General features: G+C 67.4%; 7 protein-coding genes, 1 tRNA gene, 3 rRNA genes and 1 pseudogene. 3 read left to right on the plus strand and 9 right to left on the minus strand.

Features of this window, described 5'->3' with window-relative positions; genetic code table 11:
- Nucleotides 1-70 precede the first annotated feature (70 nt).
- Nucleotides 71-5,410 (minus strand): HAMP domain-containing protein, encoded by a 5,340-nt coding sequence (locus tag LUW75_RS04480; protein ID WP_250337540.1) that lies wholly within the window; start codon nt 5,408-5,410, stop codon nt 71-73.
- 427 nt (nt 5,411-5,837) lie between these two features.
- Between LUW75_RS04480 and LUW75_RS04485 the strand changes: the two are divergent.
- Nucleotides 5,838-8,490 (plus strand): annotated as a pseudogene (locus tag LUW75_RS04485) (SpoIIE family protein phosphatase).
- Nucleotides 8,491-8,548: 58 nt separating this feature from the next.
- Here the strand turns inward: LUW75_RS04485 and LUW75_RS04490 are convergent.
- From LUW75_RS04490 to thyX, 7 genes are all read right to left on the minus strand, one after another.
- Nucleotides 8,549-8,621: transfer RNA gene (locus tag LUW75_RS04490), tRNA-Thr, on the minus strand.
- Nucleotides 8,622-8,781: 160 nt separating this feature from the next.
- Nucleotides 8,782-8,898, minus strand: a 5S ribosomal RNA gene (rrf, locus tag LUW75_RS04495).
- A gap of 78 nt (nt 8,899-8,976) precedes the next feature.
- Nucleotides 8,977-12,101: ribosomal RNA gene (locus tag LUW75_RS04500) — 23S ribosomal RNA — on the minus strand.
- A 319-nt stretch (nt 12,102-12,420) separates the two neighbouring features.
- A 16S ribosomal RNA gene (locus LUW75_RS04505) occupies nt 12,421-13,948 on the minus strand.
- Together the 16S, 23S and 5S rRNA genes with 1 tRNA gene alongside form the textbook arrangement of a ribosomal RNA operon.
- 482 nt (nt 13,949-14,430) lie before the next feature.
- The gene (locus LUW75_RS04510; protein ID WP_250334476.1) at nt 14,431-16,116 is read right to left on the minus strand and encodes a ribonuclease J; all 1,686 of its coding nucleotides are present in this window, start codon (nt 16,114-16,116) and stop codon (nt 14,431-14,433) included.
- Between the two features lie 109 nt (nt 16,117-16,225).
- Nucleotides 16,226-17,125, minus strand: a complete 900-nt coding sequence (gene dapA / locus LUW75_RS04515; protein ID WP_250334477.1) for a 4-hydroxy-tetrahydrodipicolinate synthase — start codon at nt 17,123-17,125, stop codon at nt 16,226-16,228.
- A gap of 225 nt (nt 17,126-17,350) precedes the next feature.
- Nucleotides 17,351-18,091 (minus strand): FAD-dependent thymidylate synthase, encoded by a 741-nt coding sequence (gene thyX, locus LUW75_RS04520; RefSeq protein WP_250334478.1) that lies wholly within the window; start codon nt 18,089-18,091, stop codon nt 17,351-17,353.
- Nucleotides 18,092-18,288: 197 nt separating this feature from the next.
- On the opposite strand from thyX, the gene LUW75_RS04525 reads away from it, so the two are divergent.
- Nucleotides 18,289-18,528, plus strand: coding sequence for a hypothetical protein (locus LUW75_RS04525; protein ID WP_250334479.1), 240 nt, complete (start codon nt 18,289-18,291; stop codon nt 18,526-18,528).
- A 95-nt stretch (nt 18,529-18,623) separates the two neighbouring features.
- Entirely contained in the window at nt 18,624-19,178 is a 555-nt protein-coding gene (locus LUW75_RS04530; protein ID WP_250334480.1) for a hypothetical protein, read from the plus strand.
- A gap of 69 nt (nt 19,179-19,247) precedes the next feature.
- On the opposite strand, the gene LUW75_RS04535 is transcribed toward LUW75_RS04530, so the two are convergent.
- Nucleotides 19,248-19,700: a tetratricopeptide repeat protein gene (locus LUW75_RS04535; protein ID WP_250334481.1), complete on the minus strand. Its 453-nt coding sequence runs from the start codon at nt 19,698-19,700 to the stop codon at nt 19,248-19,250.
- Between the last annotated feature and the right edge of the window lie 3 nt (nt 19,701-19,703).

Consider the following 19,703-nt stretch of genomic DNA (forward strand, 5'->3'; position numbering starts at 1 on the left):
CCGAACAGACCGCCCTCACACGCCTCCGGCAACTGCCGATTGGCTCATTGTCGAAAATCGTCCACCCCCGTCACTTCTCGCGCATCCACTGGTGCATCACCGCGAGCAGGTGGTCCGGGTCCACCGGCTTGGTGACGTAGTCCGACGCTCCGGACTCGATCGCCTTCTCCCGGTCGCCCTTCATCGCCTTCGCGGTCAGCGCGATGATCGGCAACCCCGCGAACTGCGGCATCCGGCGGATCGCCGTCGTCGTGGCGTACCCGTCCATCTCGGGCATCATGATGTCCATCAGGACGACCGTCACGTCGTCGTGCTGCTCCAGGACCTCGATGCCCTCCCGGCCGTTCTCCGCGTACAGCACCGACAGGCCGTGCTGCTCCAGCACGCTGGTGAGCGCGAAGACGTTGCGGATGTCGTCGTCGACGATCAGCACCTTCTCGCCGTCGAACCGGAACGTCCGGCGCTGCCCGTCCGCCTCCCGTCCCGGCCCCGCGGCCCGCCGGCCGTCCCGCTCGGCCCGCATGCGCGCCTCCGCCGCGGCCGCCGCCATGCGGCGGTGCCGGAACAGCGCGCTCGCACCCGCCTGGCGGTCGTCCGCCGGCGGCCCGGCCGGGGCCGCCGCGGGCACGGCGTCCGGTCCGCCGGTCACCGCCTCGTCGGCCGTACGGGCATGCGGGTCCCGCGGCGCGTCCGCCGCGGAGCCGTACCCGTGCGGCGGCAGCTCGTTGACGTGGAGCGGCAGGTACAGCGTGAACGTCGAACCGCGGCCCGGTTCGCTCGCCGCGTGGATCTCGCCGCCCAGCAGCCGGGCGATCTCGCGGCTGATGGACAGCCCCAGCCCCGTGCCGCCGTACTTGCGGCTCGTCGTGCCGTCCGCCTGCTTGAACGCCTCGAAGATGACCCGCATCTTGCTCGCGGCGATCCCGATGCCGGTGTCGGTCACCGAGAACGCGATCAGAGCGGCGTCCGGATCGCGCAGCGAACCCACCTCCAGGAGCTGCTCCCGGATCGACCGCGGCACGTCCGCCCTCGCCGGGCGGATGACCAGCTCGACCGCCCCGGTGTCGGTGAACTTCACCGCGTTGGACAGCAGGTTGCGCAGCACCTGCAGCAGCCGCTGCTCGTCCGTGTGGAGCGTCGCGGGCAGCTCCGGGGAGACCCGTACGGAGAAGTCGAGGCCCTTCTCCGCGGTCAGCGGCCGGAAGGTCGCCTCCACGTAGTCGACCAGCTGCACCAGGGCGATCCGGGTCGGGCTGACGTCCATCTTGCCCGCCTCGACCTTCGACAGGTCCAGGATGTCGTTGATCAGCTGGAGCAGGTCGGACCCCGCGCCGTGGATGGTCTCGGCGAACTCCACCTGCTTCGGCGACAGGTTGCCGTCGGCGTTGTCGGCGAGCAGCTTGGCGAGGATCAGCAGCGAGTTGAGCGGGGTGCGCAGCTCGTGCGACATGTTCGCCAGGAACTCGGACTTGTAGCGCATGGAGACGGCGAGCTGCTCGGCCCGCTCCTCCAGCACCTGCCGCGCCTCCTCGATCTCGGTGTTCTTCACCTCGATGTCGCGGTTCTGCCGTGCCAGCAGCTCGGCCTTCTCCTCCAGTTCGGCGTTGGAGTCCTGCAGGGCCTTCTGCCTGCTCTCCAGCTCGGCCGACCGCTCCCGCAGCTGCTCCGTCAGCTCCTGGGACTGCTTCAGGAGCACCTCCGTCTTGGAGTTGACGCTGATGGTGTTGACGCTGGTCGCGATCATCTCGGCGATCTGGTTGAGGAAGTCCCGCTGGATGTGCGTGAACGGCTGGAACGACGCCAGCTCGATCACTCCGAGGACCTTCCCCTCGAACAGCACCGGGAGCACGATCACGTGCGCCGGCGCGGCCTCCCCGAGTCCCGAGGAGATCTTCAGGTAACCCGGCGGGACGTTCACCTGGATCGTCCGCTTCTCCTCGGCCGCCGTCCCGATCAGCGTCTCGCCCGGCCGGAACGACGTCGGCATCGACCCGGCCGAGTAGCCGTAACTGGCACGCATCCGCAGCTCGTACGCGCCGTCGTCCCCGCCTCCCGGCTCCGCCGACCCGCCGCTGGCCGGAACCGCCAGGAAGAAGGCGCCGTGCTGGGCCGACACGACCGGCGTCAGCTCGCTCATGATGAGCGACGCGACGTCGTCCAGGTCCCGGCGGCCCTGCATCAGGCCGGAGATCCGGGCGAGGTTGCCCTTCAGCCAGTCCTGCTCCTCGTTGGCCAGGGTCGTGTCACGCAGGTTGGCGATCATGGTGTTGATGTTGTCCTGGAGGACCTGGATCTCCCCGGACGCGTCCACGTCGATCTTCAGGTTCAGATCGCCGCGCGTCACCGCCGTGGCGACGGCGGCGATGGCGCGCACCTGCCGCGTGAGGTTCCCGGCCATCTCGTTCACCGACTCGGTGAGGTCCCGCCAGGTGCCGTCGACGTCCCGTACGCGGGCCTGGCCGCCCAGGATGCCCTCGGTGCCAACCTCCCGCGCCACCCGCGTGACCTCCTCCGCGAACGACGAGAGCTGGTCGACCATCGTGTTGATGGTGTTCTTCAGCTCCAGGATCTCGCCGCGCGCGTCGATGTCGATCTTCTTGGTGAGGTCGCCCTTGGCGATGGCGGTCGTGACGGCCGCGATCTGCCGCACCTGACCGGTCAGGTTGGACGCCATCGAGTTCACCGACTCGGTGAGGTCCTTCCACGTACCGGACACCCCCGGCACCCGCGCCTGGCCGCCCAGCTCGCCCTCCGTGCCGACCTCGCGCGCCACCCGCGTGACCTCGTCGGCGAACGACGACAGCGTCGTCACCATCGTGTTGACCGTGTCGGCCAGCTCCGCGACCTCGCCCCGGGCCTCGACCGTCACCTTCTTCGTCAGGTCGCCGTTGGCGACCGCCGACGACACGCGGGCGATGTTGCGCACCTGCGAGGTGAGGTTGTTCGCCATCACGTTGACGTTGTCGCTGAGGTCCTTCCAGATGCCGGTCACCCCGCGCACCCGCGCCTGGCCCCCGAGGATGCCCTCGGTGCCAACCTCCCGCGCCACCCGCGTGACCTCCTCCGCGAAGTTCGACAACTGGTCGACCATCGTGTTGACGGTGGTGACCAGGTCGAGGATCTCGCCCCGCGCGTCGACCGTGATCTTCTTCGACAGGTCGCCCTTGGCGACCGCCGTCGTCACCTGCGCGATCTGCCGCACCTGCGAGGTGAGGTTGCTCGCCATGAAGTTGACCGACTGCGTCAGGTCCTTCCAGGTCCCGGCGACCCCCGGCACCTGCGCCTGACCACCCAGCCGCCCCTCGGTCCCCACCTCCCGGGCCACCCGGGTGACCTGCTCGGCGAAGGCCGAGAGCTGGTCCACCATCGTGTTGATGGTGTTCTTCAACTCCAGGATCTCCCCGCGCGCGTCCACGTCGATCTTCTGCGACAGGTCACCCCGCGCCACCGCCGTGGCCACCTGGGCGATGTTGCGGACCTGGGCGGTGAGGTTCCCCGCCATGCTGTTCACCGAGTCCGTCAGGTCGCGCCACACCCCGGCGACCCCCGGCACCTGCGCCTGACCACCCAGCCGCCCCTCGGTCCCCACCTCCCGGGCCACCCGGGTGACCTGCTCGGCGAAGGCCGAGAGCTGATCCACCATCGTGTTGATGGTGTTCTTCAACTCCAGGATCTCCCCGCGCGCGTCCACGTCGATCTTCTGCGACAGGTCACCCCGCGCCACCGCCGTCGTCACCTGGGCGATCTGCCGCACCTGCGAGGTGAGGTTGCCGGCCATGAAGTTGACGGAGTCGGTGAGTTCCTTCCAGGTACCGGACACCCCCGGCACCCGCGCCTGGCCGCCGAGCCGGCCCTCCGTGCCCACGTCCCGCGCCATGCGCGTCACCTGGTCGGCGAACGAGGAGAGCTGCGCCACCATCGTGTTGACGGTGTTCTTCAGCTCCAGCATCTCGCCGGCCACGTCCACCGTGACCTTCTGCGACAGGTCCCCGTTGGCCACCGCCGTCGTCACCTGCGCGATGTCCCGCACCTGACCGGTCAGGTTCCGGAACGCCGTGTTGACCGAGTCCGTCAGGTCCTTCCACGTGCCCGCCGCACCCGGCACCTGCGCCTGCCCGCCCAGCAGCCCCTCGACCCCGACCTCCCGCGCCACCCGCGTCACCTCGGAGCCGAACGCGGACAGCTGGTCCACCATCGTGTTGACGGTGTTCTTCAGCTCCAGCATCTCGCCGGCCACGTCCACCGTGACCTTCTGCGACAGGTCCCCGTTGGCCACCGCCGTCGTCACCTGCGCGATGTCCCGCACCTGACCGGTCAGGTTCCGGAACGCCGTGTTGACCGAGTCCGTCAGGTCCTTCCACGTGCCCGCCGCACCCGGCACCTGCGCCTGGCCGCCCAGCAGCCCCTCGACCCCGACCTCCCGCGCCACCCGCGTCACCTCGTCGGCGAAGGTGCGCAGCGTCTCCGTCATCTGGTTGATGGTGTCCGCGAGCTGCGCGACCTCGCCGCGCGCGCTGACGGTGACCTTCTGCGACAGGTCGCCGTTGGCCACCGCCGTCGTCACCTCCGCGATGCCGCGCACCTGGGAGGTGAGGTTGCCCGCCATCGTGTTGACGGAGTCGGTGAGGTCCTTCCACACGCCGGCGACGCCGGGGACCTCGGCCTGCCCGCCGAGTTCGCCCTCCGTGCCGACCTCCCGCGCGACCCGGGTCACCTCGGAGGAGAACGACGACAGCTGGTCCACCATCGTGTTGACGGTGTTCTTCAGCTCCAGCATCTCGCCGGCCACGTGCACGGTGACCTTGCGCGACAGGTCGCCCTTGGCCACCGCGGTGGTGACCAGGGCGATGTCCCGGACCTGCGCGGTCAGCCGGTACGCCATCGTGTTGACCGAGTCCGTGAGGTCCTTCCACGAACCGGACACCCCGCGCACCTGCGCCTGGCCGCCGAGCTTGCCCTCCGTACCGACCTCGAGCGCGACCCTCGTCACCTCGTCGGTGAACGACGACAACTGGTCGACGAGGTTGTTGACGGTCCGGGCGACCTTCAGGAACTCGCCCCGCAGCGGCCGCCCCGCACCGCCGGACCTCTCGGACCGCAGCTCCATACGCTGCTCCAGGTCGCCGTCCGCGACCGCGGACAGCACCCGGCCGACCTCGGAGACGGGCCTGGTCAGGTCGTCGACGAGGGCGTTGGCCGCCTCGATCGCGCTGGCCCAGGCGCCTTCGCTGGCACCGACCTCCAGCCGCTCCGACAGCTTGCCCTCGCGGCCGACGACCCTGCGGACCCGCGCCAGCTCGCCGGTGAGGTGCAGCTTGCGGTCGGCGACCTCGTTGAAGACGGCGGCGATCTCCGCCATCGTCCCTTCGCCGGTGACCGTGAGCCGTTTGCGGAAGTTCCCGTCCCGCATCGCGACCAGGGCCCCCAGCAGCCGCTCCAGTGCGGCGGCGTCCACCTCGACGGTTCCGCTGCTCCGGGACCGTCCGCCTTTCGCGCGCGTGCTACCGCCCCGCGTCGCCACGCCAGACTCCACCGTGTCCCTCCCGCAGGGGTTGACCGTATTCCTCGGGCTCGTGCTCCGGGTGCCTCTCCGGCCGCGGCCCTCGCGGCGTCCGCCGCCGGATGCCCTCCCAGTCTTCCACCGGGAGCGGGCCTGGCCATAACAGTTCGGCAGCTTCGCATAACGTCCCCGCCCCCTGGGGACGGAAACAGCCGTGACCACCACCCGCCCGGACTGTGAAGGTAAGTAACCTGGCATGCGGCTGTCCAACCGCCCCGGTCCGCCCGGCGGGGGCGGTGCGGCCGCACGGCCGGGTACCGGGAGGGGTGGGCCGATCATGGCGGAGCCGGGCGCCGAGACGCTTACGAGGAGTTCTGTGATCACCGCGCGGGCGGCTGCCACCTTCGAACCCGTGGGGCGGGCGGTCGCGACCGCCCGGACCTTCGTCCGGGACACCCTGCAAGGGTGGGGGTACTCCGATGTCGTCGACGACGCCGTCGTCCTGACCAGCGAACTCGTCACCAACGCGGTGATCCACGCCGGCACGGCGGCCGACGTCATGTGCCTGCGCACGGAACACGGCGTACGGGTCGAGGTCGCGGACCGCTACCCGGAGCGCGAGGTCCCCCTGCAGGGCACCGCCCGGCCCGCTCCGGCACCGGACCGGGAGAACGGCCGCGGACTGCTCCTGTGCGCCGCCCTGGCCACCCGCTGGGGCGTCGAGTACTCCTCCTCCCGCAAGCACGTCTGGTTCCAGCTCGACCTTCCGGAACGCCCGGTCGGCACCCGCCACGCGGGCCCCGCCCTCCCCGCCGACCTGCTGCCCGTCGCGGACGAGCGCGTCCGGGTCGCGGTCGTCCAGACCGACGGCTCGGGCGCCATCACGGCCTGGAACGACGACGCGGAGCACCTTTTCGGGTACTCCGCGGACCAGGCGGTCGGCAAGCAGCTCGGCGACTTCGCCGCCTGGCCGCACACCCCGGGCACAGGCACGGGCCTGGCGGAGGCACTGCGGCTGTCCCGCTGGGAGGGCAGCTACGGCGTCCGCGGCACCCACGGCCGCGTGATCCCCGTGTACGCCTCCCACCTGCGGGTCCGCGACACGCACGGCGAGCCGTCGACGGTGTGCCTGCTGGTGCGCGACCACGAGCGCGCCGTCCTGCAGACCCCGCCCCGCGCGACGGGCGGCGACTCGGCGGGCGAGGGGCGCACGACGGACCCGTTCGAGGTGTTCATCGGCTCCCCCGCCCCGGACGACCTGGACGGCCTCCTGCAGCGCACGGTGGAGCGGGCCCGCGACATGCTCGACGGGGACGCCGCCTTCCTGCTCCTGGCGACGGACGACGAGACGGAGCTGGAGGTCCGCGCTACGACCGGCCTCCCCTCCGCCCGTCAGCGCTTCGCGCGCGTCCCGGTGGAGGCGGGGACGAGCCGGTACGCCTCGGCCCGCATGCCGACCGTGCACGAGGACCTGCCGGCGGTACCGGGCGCGGTCCCGCTGCTGAACGGCACCGGAATGCGTTCGGTCGTGACGGTCCCCCTCAAGGTGGAGGGCCGTCTGACGGGCTCCCTGGGGGTGGCGGCCGAGTCACCGGGCCGCTACGCCAACGAGGAGGCCCTGCGGCTGCAGTTCGCCGCCGACCGGATCGCCCTCGCCGTCGAGTCGGCCCGCCTGGGCGAGCTGGAGCGGCTGCGCCGCGGTTCCCTGAGCTTCCTGGTGGAGGCTTCGGACCTGTTGGCGGGCACGCTGGACCGGGACCAGACGCTGGCGCTGATGGCCCAGATGACGGTCCCCACGCTGGCGACGTGGTGCGCCGTGTACACGATCGCCGACCAGTCCTCGGACCCGTACCTCTCGTACGTGCTGCATGAGGACGAGGAGCGCATCGACGGGCTGAAGGAACTGCTGTCGGGCATCGCCCCGCCGGACCCGGAGCCGACTCCGGGCGCCCGCCCGTGGAGCGCGCCCGCCCAGGCGGCCCAGCGCGCGGCGTTGGAGGCGTCGCGCCGGCAGCTGGGCGGGGCGTCGCCGCCGCTGTCCTCCGGCATCGGTACGACGCTGGCGACGGCGGCCGCGGTGAGCGGTGAGACGGTGGTGCTGCCCCTGGTGGCCCGCAACCGCGTGATCGGCATGCTGACCCTGGGGAGGCCGTCGGACGACCGCTTCCGCCGGGAGATCCTGGAGCTCGCGGAGGACCTTTCCCGCCGCGCGGCGCTGGCCCTGGACAACGCGCGGCTGTACAGCGAGCGGACGGCGATCAGCCAGTCGCTGCAGCGCAGCCTTCTCCCGCCGGGGCTGCCGCAGGTGCCCGGGGTCGAGGTGGACGTCATCTACCGGGCGGCCGGCGAGGGCAACGAGGTGGGCGGCGACTTCTACGACCTGTTCCCGATCGGGGGGCGGGGCGTACGGCTTCGCGATCGGCGACGTGTGCGGCACAGGGCCGGAGGCGGCGGCGGTGACCGGCCTCGCCCGTCACGCGCTGCGGTTGCTGGCTCGCGAGGGCCTCGGCGGCCCCGCGGTGCTGGAGCGGCTGAACGCGGCGATCCTCGACGAGGGCCCAAGGAGCCGTTTCCTGACGCTGCTGTACGGGGAGCTGCGGCCGCAGAAGGACGGCAGCGCCGTGCTGAAGGTGGTGTGCGCGGGGCATCCGCTGCCGTTGCGGCTGCGCCAGGACGGCACGGTGGAGCCGGCCGCGGAGCCACAGCCGCTGCTGGGTGTGATGGAGGAGCTGGAGCTGTACGAGGAGACGGTGACCTTGGCTCCGGGGGACGTGCTGCTGTGCGTCACGGATGGCGTCACGGAGCGGCGTGAGGGCACCCGGATGCTGGGGGACGACGGCCTGGCGGAAGTGCTGGGGACCTGTACGGGCTTGACGGCCGGCGCGGTCGCGGCACGTGTGCTGCGGGCCGTGGAGCGGTTCGCGGCGGAGCCCGCGTCGGACGACATGGCGATCCTGACGCTGCGGATCCCTGAGCCGCTCAAGCAGTAGAAGCCGGTCCAGAAATGCCGAAGGCCCTCCGTCTGGTGACGGAGGGCCTCTGGTTTTGAGCCCCCAAACGGAATCGAACCGTTGACCTTCTCCTTACCATGGAGACGCTCTGCCGACTGAGCTATAGGGGCCTGCCGCTTTCGAGGTTTCCCTCGTGACGACGTGAGAACTATACCCCGGGGATGACCCGAACGCCTAATCGGCCGCTACGGACCATATGAATCAGGGCCGGCCCCCGAACGTGGAAAAGCCCCGCACCGTCAGGTGCGGGGCTTTCCCGTCTCAAGAATTGTTCGGCGGTGTCCTACTCTCCCACAGGGTCCCCCCTGCAGTACCATCGGCGCTGAAAGGCTTAGCTTCCGGGTTCGGAATGTAACCGGGCGTTTCCCTAACGCTATGACCACCGAAACACTATGAAGATACCGACACTCCACCGGCACACCGGGAGGTCGTTCCTTCAGAACAACACAGTGGACGCGAGCAACTGAGGACAAGCCCTCGGCCTATTAGTACCGGTCAACTCCACCCATCACTGGGCTTCCATATCCGGCCTATCAACCCAGTCGTCTACTGGGAGCCTTACCCTCTCAAGGAGGCGGGAACACTCATCTCGAAGCAGGCTTCCCGCTTAGATGCTTTCAGCGGTTATCCCTCCCGAACGTAGCCAACCAGCCATGCCCTTGGCAGAACAACTGGCACACCAGAGGTTCGTCCGTCCCGGTCCTCTCGTACTAGGGACAGCCCTTCTCAATATTCCTACGCGCACAGCGGATAGGGACCGAACTGTCTCACGACGTTCTAAACCCAGCTCGCGTACCGCTTTAATGGGCGAACAGCCCAACCCTTGGGACCGACTCCAGCCCCAGGATGCGACGAGCCGACATCGAGGTGCCAAACCATCCCGTCGATATGGACTCTTGGGGAAGATCAGCCTGTTATCCCCGGGGTACCTTTTATCCGTTGAGCGACGGCGCTTCCACAAGCCACCGCCGGATCACTAGTCCCGACTTTCGTCCCTGCTCGACCCGTCGGTCTCACAGTCAAGCTCCCTTGTGCACTTACACTCAACACCTGATTACCAACCAGGCTGAGGGAACCTTTGGGCGCCTCCGTTACCCTTTAGGAGGCAACCGCCCCAGTTAAACTACCCATCAGACACTGTCCCTGATCCGGATCACGGACCCAGGTTAGACATCCAGCACGACCAGAGTGGTATTTCAACGACGACTCCACCCCAACTGGCGTTGAAGCTTCACAGTCTCCCACCTATCCTACACAAGCCGAACCGAACACCAATATCAAACTGTAGTAAAGGTCCCGGGGTCTTTCCGTCCTGCTGCGCGAAACGAGCATCTTTACTCGTAGTGCAATTTCACCGGGCCTATGGTTGAGACAGTCGAGAAGTCGTTACGCCATTCGTGCAGGTCGGAACTTACCCGACAAGGAATTTCGCTACCTTAGGATGGTTATAGTTACCACCGCCGTTTACTGGCGCTTAAGTTCTCAGCTTCGCCCCACCGAAATGGAGCTAACCGGTCCCCTTAACGTTCCAGCACCGGGCAGGCGTCAGTCCGTATACATCGCCTTACGGCTTCGCACGGACCTGTGTTTTTAGTAAACAGTCGCTTCTCGCTGGTCTCTGCGGCCACACCCAGCTCCGAGTGCAAGACTCATCACCAGACATGGCCCCCCTTCTCCCGAAGTTACGGGGGCATTTTGCCGAGTTCCTTAACCATAGTTCACCCGAACGCCTCGGTATTCTCTACCTGACCACCTGAGTCGGTTTAGGGTACGGGCCGCCATGAAACTCGCTAGAGGCTTTTCTCGACAGCATAGGATCATCCACTTCGCCACAATCGGCTCGGCATCAGGTCTCAGCCTTCACGTGCGACGGATTTACCTACCACACGGCCTACACCCTTACCCCGGGACAACCACCGCCCGGGCTGGACTACCTTCCTGCGTCACCCCATCACTCACCTACTACCAGTCTGGGCCACCGGCTCCACCACTCCGCACTTGTCCGAAGACGCACACGGCGGTTTCACGGGCTTAGCATCGCTGGGTTCAGCGCTGACGCTTCAAAGCGGGTACCGGAATATCAACCGGTTGTCCATCGACTACGCCTGTCGGCCTCGCCTTAGGTCCCGACTTACCCTGGGCAGATCAGCTTGACCCAGGAACCCTTAGTCAATCGGCGCACACGTTTCCCACGTGTGTATCGCTACTCATGCCTGCATTCTCACTCGTGAACCGTCCACAACTCGCTTCCACGGCTGCTTCACCCGGCACACGACGCTCCCCTACCCATCACAGTCCCCGTTAGGAGTATGTACTGCAATGACACGACTTCGGCGGTACGCTTGAGCCCCGCTACATTGTCGGCGCGGAATCACTTGACCAGTGAGCTATTACGCACTCTTTCAAGGATGGCTGCTTCTAAGCCAACCTCCTGGTTGTCTCTGCGACTCCACATCCTTTCCCACTTAGCGTACGCTTAGGGGCCTTAGTCGATGCTCTGGGCTGTTTCCCTCTCGACCATGGAGCTTATCCCCCACAGTCTCACTGCCGCGCTCTCACTTACCGGCATTCGGAGTTTGGCTAAGGTCAGTAACCCGGTAGGGCCCATCGCCTATCCAGTGCTCTACCTCCGGCAAGAAACACACGACGCTGCACCTAAATGCATTTCGGGGAGAACCAGCTATCACGGAGTTTGATTGGCCTTTCACCCCTAACCACAGGTCATCCCCCAGGTTTTCAACCCTGGTGGGTTCGGTCCTCCACGAAGTCTTACCTCCGCTTCAACCTGCCCATGGCTAGATCACTCCGCTTCGGGTCTTGAGCGCGCTACTACACCGCCCTATTCGGACTCGCTTTCGCTACGGCTTCCCCACACGGGTTAACCTCGCAACACACCGCAAACTCGCAGGCTCATTCTTCAAAAGGCACGCAGTCACGACGCAAGAACCGAAGTCCTTGCGCGACGCTCCCACGGCTTGTAGGCACACGGTTTCAGGTACTATTTCACTCCGCTCCCGCGGTACTTTTCACCATTCCCTCACGGTACTATCCGCTATCGGTCACCAGGGAATATTTAGGCTTAGCGGGTGGTCCCGCCAGATTCACACGGGATTTCTCGGGCCCCGTGCTACTTGGGTGTCTCTCCAACGAGCCGCATGAATTTCAGCTACGGGGGTCTTACCCTCTACGCCGGACCTTTCGCATGTCCTTCGCCTACCCATACGGTTTCTCACTCGTCTCACAGCCGGCAGACCATGAAAAAGAGATCCCACAACCCCGCACACGCAACCCCTGCCGGGTCTCACACGTATACGGTTTAGCCTCATCCGGTTTCGCTCGCCACTACTCCCGGAATCACGGTTGTTTTCTCTTCCTGAGGGTACTGAGATGTTTCACTTCCCCTCGTTCCCTCCACACTGCCTATGTGTTCAGCAGCGGGTGACAGCCCATGACGACTGCCGGGTTTCCCCATTCGGACACCCCCGGATCACAGCTCGGTTGACAGCTCCCCGGGGCCTATCGCGGCCTCCCACGTCCTTCATCGGTTCCTGGTGCCAAGGCATCCACCGTGCGCCCTTAAAAACTTGGCCACAGATGCTCGCGTCCACTGTGCAGTTCTCAAGCAACGACCAGCCACCCACCACCCCCAAGCCACACCTGGAGTTCACTGGGACCGGCATCGCAGAAGGGCAAGCAAACACTCGCACCCTCAGACACCCAACAGCGCGCCCGACAAACCCAACCGCCCACCCCTTCCGTTCCACGCCCTAAAGAGCAGTACTAAGAAAGACCGAACCGGCCAGACCTACCGAATAGTCAACGTTCCACCCATGAGCCACCAGCACCGGACGTTCGCCGATGTACTGGCCTCTGACCAGACCAGACGGCCTGGTAAGAAGTGCTCCTTAGAAAGGAGGTGATCCAGCCGCACCTTCCGGTACGGCTACCTTGTTACGACTTCGTCCCAATCGCCAGTCCCACCTTCGACAGCTCCCTCCCACAAGGGGTTGGGCCACCGGCTTCGGGTGTTACCGACTTTCGTGACGTGACGGGCGGTGTGTACAAGGCCCGGGAACGTATTCACCGCAGCAATGCTGATCTGCGATTACTAGCGACTCCGACTTCATGGGGTCGAGTTGCAGACCCCAATCCGAACTGAGACCGGCTTTTTGAGATTCGCTCCACCTCACGGTATCGCAGCTCTTTGTACCGGCCATTGTAGCACGTGTGCAGCCCAAGACATAAGGGGCATGATGACTTGACGTCGTCCCCACCTTCCTCCGAGTTGACCCCGGCGGTCTCCCGTGAGTCCCCAGCACCACAAGGGCCTGCTGGCAACACGGGACAAGGGTTGCGCTCGTTGCGGGACTTAACCCAACATCTCACGACACGAGCTGACGACAGCCATGCACCACCTGTACACCGACCACAAGGGGGCACCCATCTCTGGATGTTTCCGATGTATGTCAAGCCTTGGTAAGGTTCTTCGCGTTGCGTCGAATTAAGCCACATGCTCCGCCGCTTGTGCGGGCCCCCGTCAATTCCTTTGAGTTTTAGCCTTGCGGCCGTACTCCCCAGGCGGGGAACTTAATGCGTTAGCTGCGGCACGGACGACGTGGAATGTCGCCCACACCTAGTTCCCAACGTTTACGGCGTGGACTACCAGGGTATCTAATCCTGTTCGCTCCCCACGCTTTCGCTCCTCAGCGTCAGTATCGGCCCAGAGATCCGCCTTCGCCACCGGTGTTCCTCCTGATATCTGCGCATTTCACCGCTACACCAGGAATTCCGATCTCCCCTACCGAACTCTAGCCTGCCCGTATCGAATGCAGACCCGGAGTTAAGCCCCGGGCTTTCACATCCGACGCGACAAGCCGCCTACGAGCTCTTTACGCCCAATAATTCCGGACAACGCTTGCGCCCTACGTATTACCGCGGCTGCTGGCACGTAGTTAGCCGGCGCTTCTTCTGCAGGTACCGTCACTTGCGCTTCTTCCCTGCTGAAAGAGGTTTACAACCCGAAGGCCGTCATCCCTCACGCGGCGTCGCTGCATCAGGCTTGCGCCCATTGTGCAATATTCCCCACTGCTGCCTCCCGTAGGAGTCTGGGCCGTGTCTCAGTCCCAGTGTGGCCGGTCGCCCTCTCAGGCCGGCTACCCGTCGTCGCCTTGGTGAGCCGTTACCTCACCAACAAGCTGATAGGCCGCGGGCTCATCCTGCACCGCCGGAGCTTTCCACCACCATCGGATGCCCGAAGCGGTCGTATCCGGTATTAGACCCCGTTTCCAGGGCTTGTCCCAGAGTGCAGGGCAGATTGCCCACGTGTTACTCACCCGTTCGCCACTAATCCCCCACCGAAGCGGGTTCATCGTTCGACTTGCATGTGTTAAGCACGCCGCCAGCGTTCGTCCTGAGCCAGGATCAAACTCTCCGTGAATGCTTCCCGGTCATCCGGGCAAACACCCGCGTTGAGCGGGACCGGAAGAAGGAATGATCCTCCCGATCCACAGCATCCTCGCTGTGTTCTTCAAAGGAACCACGTCTCACAGAGACGGGGTTATCAACATATCTGGCGTTGACTTTTGGCACGCTGTTGAGTTCTCAAGGAACGAACGCTTCCCTCGTACTCACCCTCTCGGGCTTTCCTCCGGGCGCTTCCCTTCGGTGTTTCCAACACTACCAGATCCGTTCACCGTCCCGTTCTCGGTCCGGATTCCCTCTCCAGCGGCCGTTGGAAGGCCTCCGCCTTTCGGCGCTTTCCGACTTTATCAGAAGTCCTGAGTCGGAATTTCCCTCCCCTTTGGGTCCCCTGGCACGTGAACGGGCCGGGTTCCCCTCGGGCGGAGCCGTAAACGTACTGGAGCGGGGCGCCCCGATGCAAATCGAGGGCGCCCCGCTCCGTTCAGGGCCGGCGGGGCGTCAGACCTCCACCACCACGGGGAGGATCATCGGACGCCTGCGGTACGTGTCCGAGACCCACTTGCCGATGGTGCGGCGGATCAGTTGCTGAAGTTGGTGGGGCTCCACGACGCCGTCCTGGGCCGACTTGTTCAGCGCGTCCTCGACCTTCGGGATCACCGCGTCGAACGCACCGTCCTCGATGCCTGAGCCTCTCGCCTGGACGTGCGGGCCGCCGACGATCTTGCCGGTCGTGGAGTCCACCACGACGAAGACGGAGACGATGCCCTCCTCTCCGAGGATGCGGCGGTCCTTCAGGGCCCCCTCCGTGACGTCACCGACCGACAGGCCGTCCACGTACACGTAGCCGGCCTGCACCTTGCCGACGATCTTGGCCTTGCCGTCGACCAGGTCGACGACCACGCCGTCCTCGGCGATGACGATGCGGTCCTTCGGGACGCCGGTCAGGGCGCCCAGTTCGGCGTTGGCGCGCAGGTGGCGCCATTCGCCGTGCACCGGCATCAGGTTCTTCGGCTTGCAGATGTTGTAGAAGTACAGAAGCTCGCCGGCCGAGGCGTGGCCGGAGACGTGGACCTTGGCGTTGCCCTTGTGGACGACGTTCGCGCCCCAGCGGGTCAGGCCGTTGATCACGCGGTAGACCGCGTTCTCGTTGCCGGGGATCAGGGACGACGCCAGGATCACCGTGTCGCCCTGGACGATGCGGATCTGGTGGTCCCGGTTGGCCATGCGGGACAGGGCCGCCATCGGCTCGCCCTGGGAACCCGTGCAGACGAGCACGACCTCGTGGTCCGGCAGGTCGTCGAGGGTCTTCACGTCGACGACGAGGCCCGGCGGGACGCGCAGGTAGCCCAGGTCGCGGGCGATGCCCATGTTGCGGACCATCGAGCGGCCGACGAACGCGACCCGGCGCCCGTACTCGTACGCCGCGTCGAGGACCTGCTGGATGCGGTGCACGTGGCTGGCGAAGCTGGCCACGATGATGCGCCGCTGAGCGCCGGCGAACACCGAGCGCATCACGCTGGAGATGTCGCGCTCGTGCGCCGTGAAGCCGGGGACCTCGGCGTTCGTCGAGTCGCTGAGGAGGAGGTCGATCCCCTCCTCGCTGAGCCGGGCGAACGCGTGCAGGTCCGTGAGGCGGTTGTCCAGCGGGAGCTGGTCCATCTTGAAGTCGCCGGTGTGGACCACCATGCCCGCGGGAGTGCGGATGGCGACGGCCAGGGCGTCCGGGATGGAGTGGTTGACCGCGATGAACTCGCAGTCGAACGCGCCCAGGACCTCGCGCTGCCCTTCGGCCACCTCCAGGGTGTAGGGGCGGATGCGGTGCTCCTGGAGCTTCGCCTCGATCAGGGCGAGGGTCAGCTTCGAGCCGATCAGGGGGATGTCCGGCTTGAGGCGCAGCAGGTACGGGACGGCGCCGATGTGGTCCTCGTGACCATGGGTGAGGACGATGGCCTCGACGTCGTCGAGGCGGTTCCTCAGGGTCGTGAAGTCCGGCAGGATCAAGTCGATGCCGGGCTGCTCCTCCTCGGGGAAGAGCACGCCGCAGTCGACGATCAGCAGACGGCCGCCGTACTCGAAGACGGTCATGTTGCGGCCGATCTCGCCGAGGCCGCCCAGCGGGGTGACGCGCAGGCTGCCCGGGGACAGCTTCGGCGGGGCACCGAGTTCGGGATGCGGATGACTCAAAAGACTCTCCTCACCACGCGCGCCACGTGCCGTCGGGACACGTGGCGCGCGTGATCTTCCTACGGGTACGAAAGGTGGTGTTGTCGCTGTTCAGTTGTGAAGTCCGTGGTCACAGGTCTACCCCGCCGGCGGCGAGGTCCGCCTTGAGCTGCTCGGTCCCGGCCGGGGAGAGCTCCACGAGCGGCAGCCGCAGCGGGCCCGCGGGGAGGCCCCGGAGGGCGAGGGCGGCCTTGGTGGTGATCACGCCCTGCGTGCGGAACATGCCGGTGTAGACCGGGAGGAGCTGCTGGTGGATCTCGGTGGCCTTCTGGACGTCGCCGCTGGCGTGGGCTTCGAGGAGGGCGCGCAGCTCGGGGGTGACGACGTGGCCGACGACGGAGACGAAGCCCACCGCGCCGACGGAGAGCAGCGGCAGGTTGAGCATGTCGTCGCCGGAGTACCAGGCGAGGCCGGAGCGGGCGATGGCCCAGCTGGCGCGGCCCAGATCGCCCTTGGCGTCCTTGTTGGCGACGATGCGCGGGTGCTCGGCGAGGCGGACGATCGTCTCGGTGTCGATCGGGACGCCGCTGCGACCGGGGATGTCGTAGAGCATCACGGGCAGCCCGGTGGCGTCGGCGATGGCCGTGAAGTGCCGGTACAGACCCTCCTGAGGGGGCTTGCTGTAGTACGGCGTGACGGCGAGCAGGCCGTGCGCGCCGGCGCGCTCCGCGGCCCGGGCGAGCTCCAGGGTGTGGCGGGTGTCGTTGGTGCCGATGCCGGCGACGACGTGGGCGCGGTCGCCCACCGCCTCCAGGACGGCCCGTACGAGCCGGTCCTTCTCCGCGTCGCTGGTGGTCGGGGACTCACCGGTGGTCCCGTTGACGACCAGGCCGTCGTTGCCCGCGTCCACGAGGTGGGCGGCGAGCCGCTGAGCGCCGTCGACGTCGAGCGCGCCGTCCGCCGTGAAGGGCGTGACCATGGCGGTGAGGACCCTCCCGAAGGGGGTCTGCGGAGTGGAGATCGGAGCCATGGGTAACACGCTACTCGCTGCTCAGCGCATCGGGTCCCCTCGGGGGACGTGCCGGGGCAGAGCCCGGCGCTGCCTGCTCGGGGGTTCAGGTAGCGCCGGGTCCGTCTATTCACCCTAGATGAACCCCTCAATAAGCCGCAATACGGACACTTCGGGCAGTGGGTCCGTCCATCCGTACGGCTCCGGCCGCCGGTTCCCGGCGGGTCCGCGCCACGGCGCTCCGCGTCACGGCGCGACGCGGCCGTTGGCGTTGAAGGCGGCGTGCGTCAACGGCATGAGCTGGGCCCACTCCGCCTCCATGCGCTCCCCGACCATCTCGATCTCCCGCTGCGGGAACGAGGGCACCTTCGCCAGCTCGTGTTGGGTGCGCAGCCCCAGGAAGTGCATCAGCGAGCGGGCGTTGCACGTGGCGTACATGGACGAGTAGAGGCCGACGGGGAGCACCGAACGGGCGACCTCGCGGGCGACGCCGGCGGCGAGCATCTCCTGGTACGCCTCGTACGACCGGGCGTAGGAGTCCTCCATCGCGCGCGAGGCGAGCGCGTGCTGTTCGCCGGTGCCCTCGACGAAGACGTACTTGCCGGGGCGGCCCTCCTGGACCAGCCTGCGGGAGGGGTCCGGCACGTAGAAGACGGGCTGGAGCTCCCGGTAGCGGCCCGACTCCTCGTTGTACGACCACCCCACGCGGTGCCGCATGAACTCGCGGAAGACGAAGATCGGTGCGCTGACGAAGAACGTCATCGAGTTGTGCTCGAAGGGGCTGCCGTGCCGGTCCCGCATCAGGTAGTTGATCAGTCCCTTGGACCGCTCGGGGTCCTTCGTCAGCTCTTCGAGCGACTGCTCGCCCGCAGTCGAGACACGAGCCGCCCAGAGCACGTCCGAGTCGCGGGCGCTGCTTCTGACCAGGTCGACGGTCACATCACTGCGGAAGTGCAGCTTGGCGCTCTCAGCGGGGGTGGTGGGCACGTGGGTCCTTCCGGTGTGGCGTAGACGGGCGCGCCTACTCTAGCCAGGGCGGGACGGGGCCCCACCAGCCCCGCCGGCCCGATCCGCCGTCCGCCGGCGCGTCGGCCCGTCGGCCCGTGGGGGCACCGAATCGCCCGTATGAGCGTTCGTACCGGGTAGAAGCCGCATTCCACCGTCGTCATGAAGGAGGACACGCCATGCACCCCCGGCGAGAGGCCGTCCCGTTCGCGTTCGTCGCGGAGACCGACCGCTTCCGCAGCAACGTCACCCCTCCGGCACGGCAGCGTCCCGGTGTCTCGGAGATCGCCGGCCGTACGCTGATCGGACTGACTGTGGTGGCCGGGCTCGTGGGGTCGCTGCTGTTCGGGATGCCGGCACTGCAGGCCGGCCCGCAGGCCGGGCACGCGCAGCAGTCCGCGGCTTCCGAAGGCCGCTGACCCGTACGCGCCCCCTGCTGTGGCCGGGCACGGGGGCGCTGGGTAGCCTCACCGGGCACAGCCCGAACGAGCGTGCAACGAGTTAAGGATCTGTCGTGCCCCTGCCCTTTCTGACGGCCGACCGCGCTTTCGAAGCCACAAGCGACGACCTGGCGCTCCCCTTCGACGACCACGACCGGTGGCGTCGCCCCTACCGCCCCGGGCCCTGGCGGGTGAGCGCGGCGGCCCTGACCCTGCTGATCGCCTCGTTCATGCTGCTGGCGACCCTGGTCATCGCGCTGGCCGGGACGCTGCCGGCCGCGGCGGTGTGCCTGGCCGCCGCCGCGCTCGTCATCGCGCTGGCGCTGCGGCTGCTGCGCGTGGGGGCCTGGGTGAGCCGGCACGGGGTGCGGCAGGTGCGGTTCTTCCGCACCGTCACGGTGCCGTGGGCCCGGACCTCGTCGCTGCGCACCGTGCAGCAGCCGGTGCGCTGGCTAGGCATGCCGCGGACCGTGCAGGGACAGGCGCTGCTGCTCGTCCGGCGGGGCGGCGGGGAGCCGCTGACCCTGCTCACCGACCACAACGCGGACTTCCTGGCCCGGGTGGAGGCCTTCGACCGGGCCGCCGACTCCGTCGGGGCGTGGAACGCGGAGTACGCGCCCGCCTCCTGAGCCGCGGACCGGGAGACGCCCGTGCCCCGCTGCCCGGACCGCCGGGGAGCGGGGCACGGGCGCCGCGGCTCAGCGCGCGGCGGGGCCCTCGTCGTGCAGGGCGATCGCGCGCTGCATGGCCTTGCGGGCCCTGGGTGTGTCGCGGGCGTCGCGGTAGGCGACGGCGAGCCGGAACCAGCAGCGCCAGTCGTCCGGCGCCTCCTCGGTCTCGGCGCGGCGCCGGGCGAACACCTCGTCGGCCGAGTCCCGGTCGATCCGCCCGTCGGGAGTGCGGCGCAGCTCGTCGACGGGCAGCCCGCCCTCGGCCTCCAGTTCGGCGGCGAGGCGGTTGGCCCTGGTGACGAACCGGGTGTTCATCCAGAGGAACCACACGCCGATCGCCGGCAGGATCATCGCCGCGAGTCCCAGCGTCACGGTGACGGCGGTGCCCTGCCGGATCAGGGCCACGCCGCGGCCGCCGACCAGGACGAACCAGACGGCCAGGAAGGCCGCCATGACGAAGTACGTGATCTTCGCGCCCACGGG

Origin of the sequence: Streptomyces sp. MRC013, from assembly GCF_023614235.1 — a bacterium.
Lineage (GTDB): Bacteria > Actinomycetota > Actinomycetes > Streptomycetales > Streptomycetaceae > Streptomyces.

Excerpts from the sequence above, each read along its gene's own strand:
- LUW75_RS04480 (WP_250337540.1), bottom strand. The coding sequence starts at position 5,410 with ATGCGGGACGGGAACTTCCGCAAACGGCTCACGGTCACCGGCGAAGGG.
- dapA (WP_250334477.1), bottom strand. The coding sequence starts at position 17,125 with ATGGCTCCGATCTCCACTCCGCAGACCCCCTTCGGGAGGGTCCTCACC.
- LUW75_RS04525 (WP_250334479.1), top strand. The coding sequence starts at position 18,289 with ATGCACCCCCGGCGAGAGGCCGTCCCGTTCGCGTTCGTCGCGGAGACC.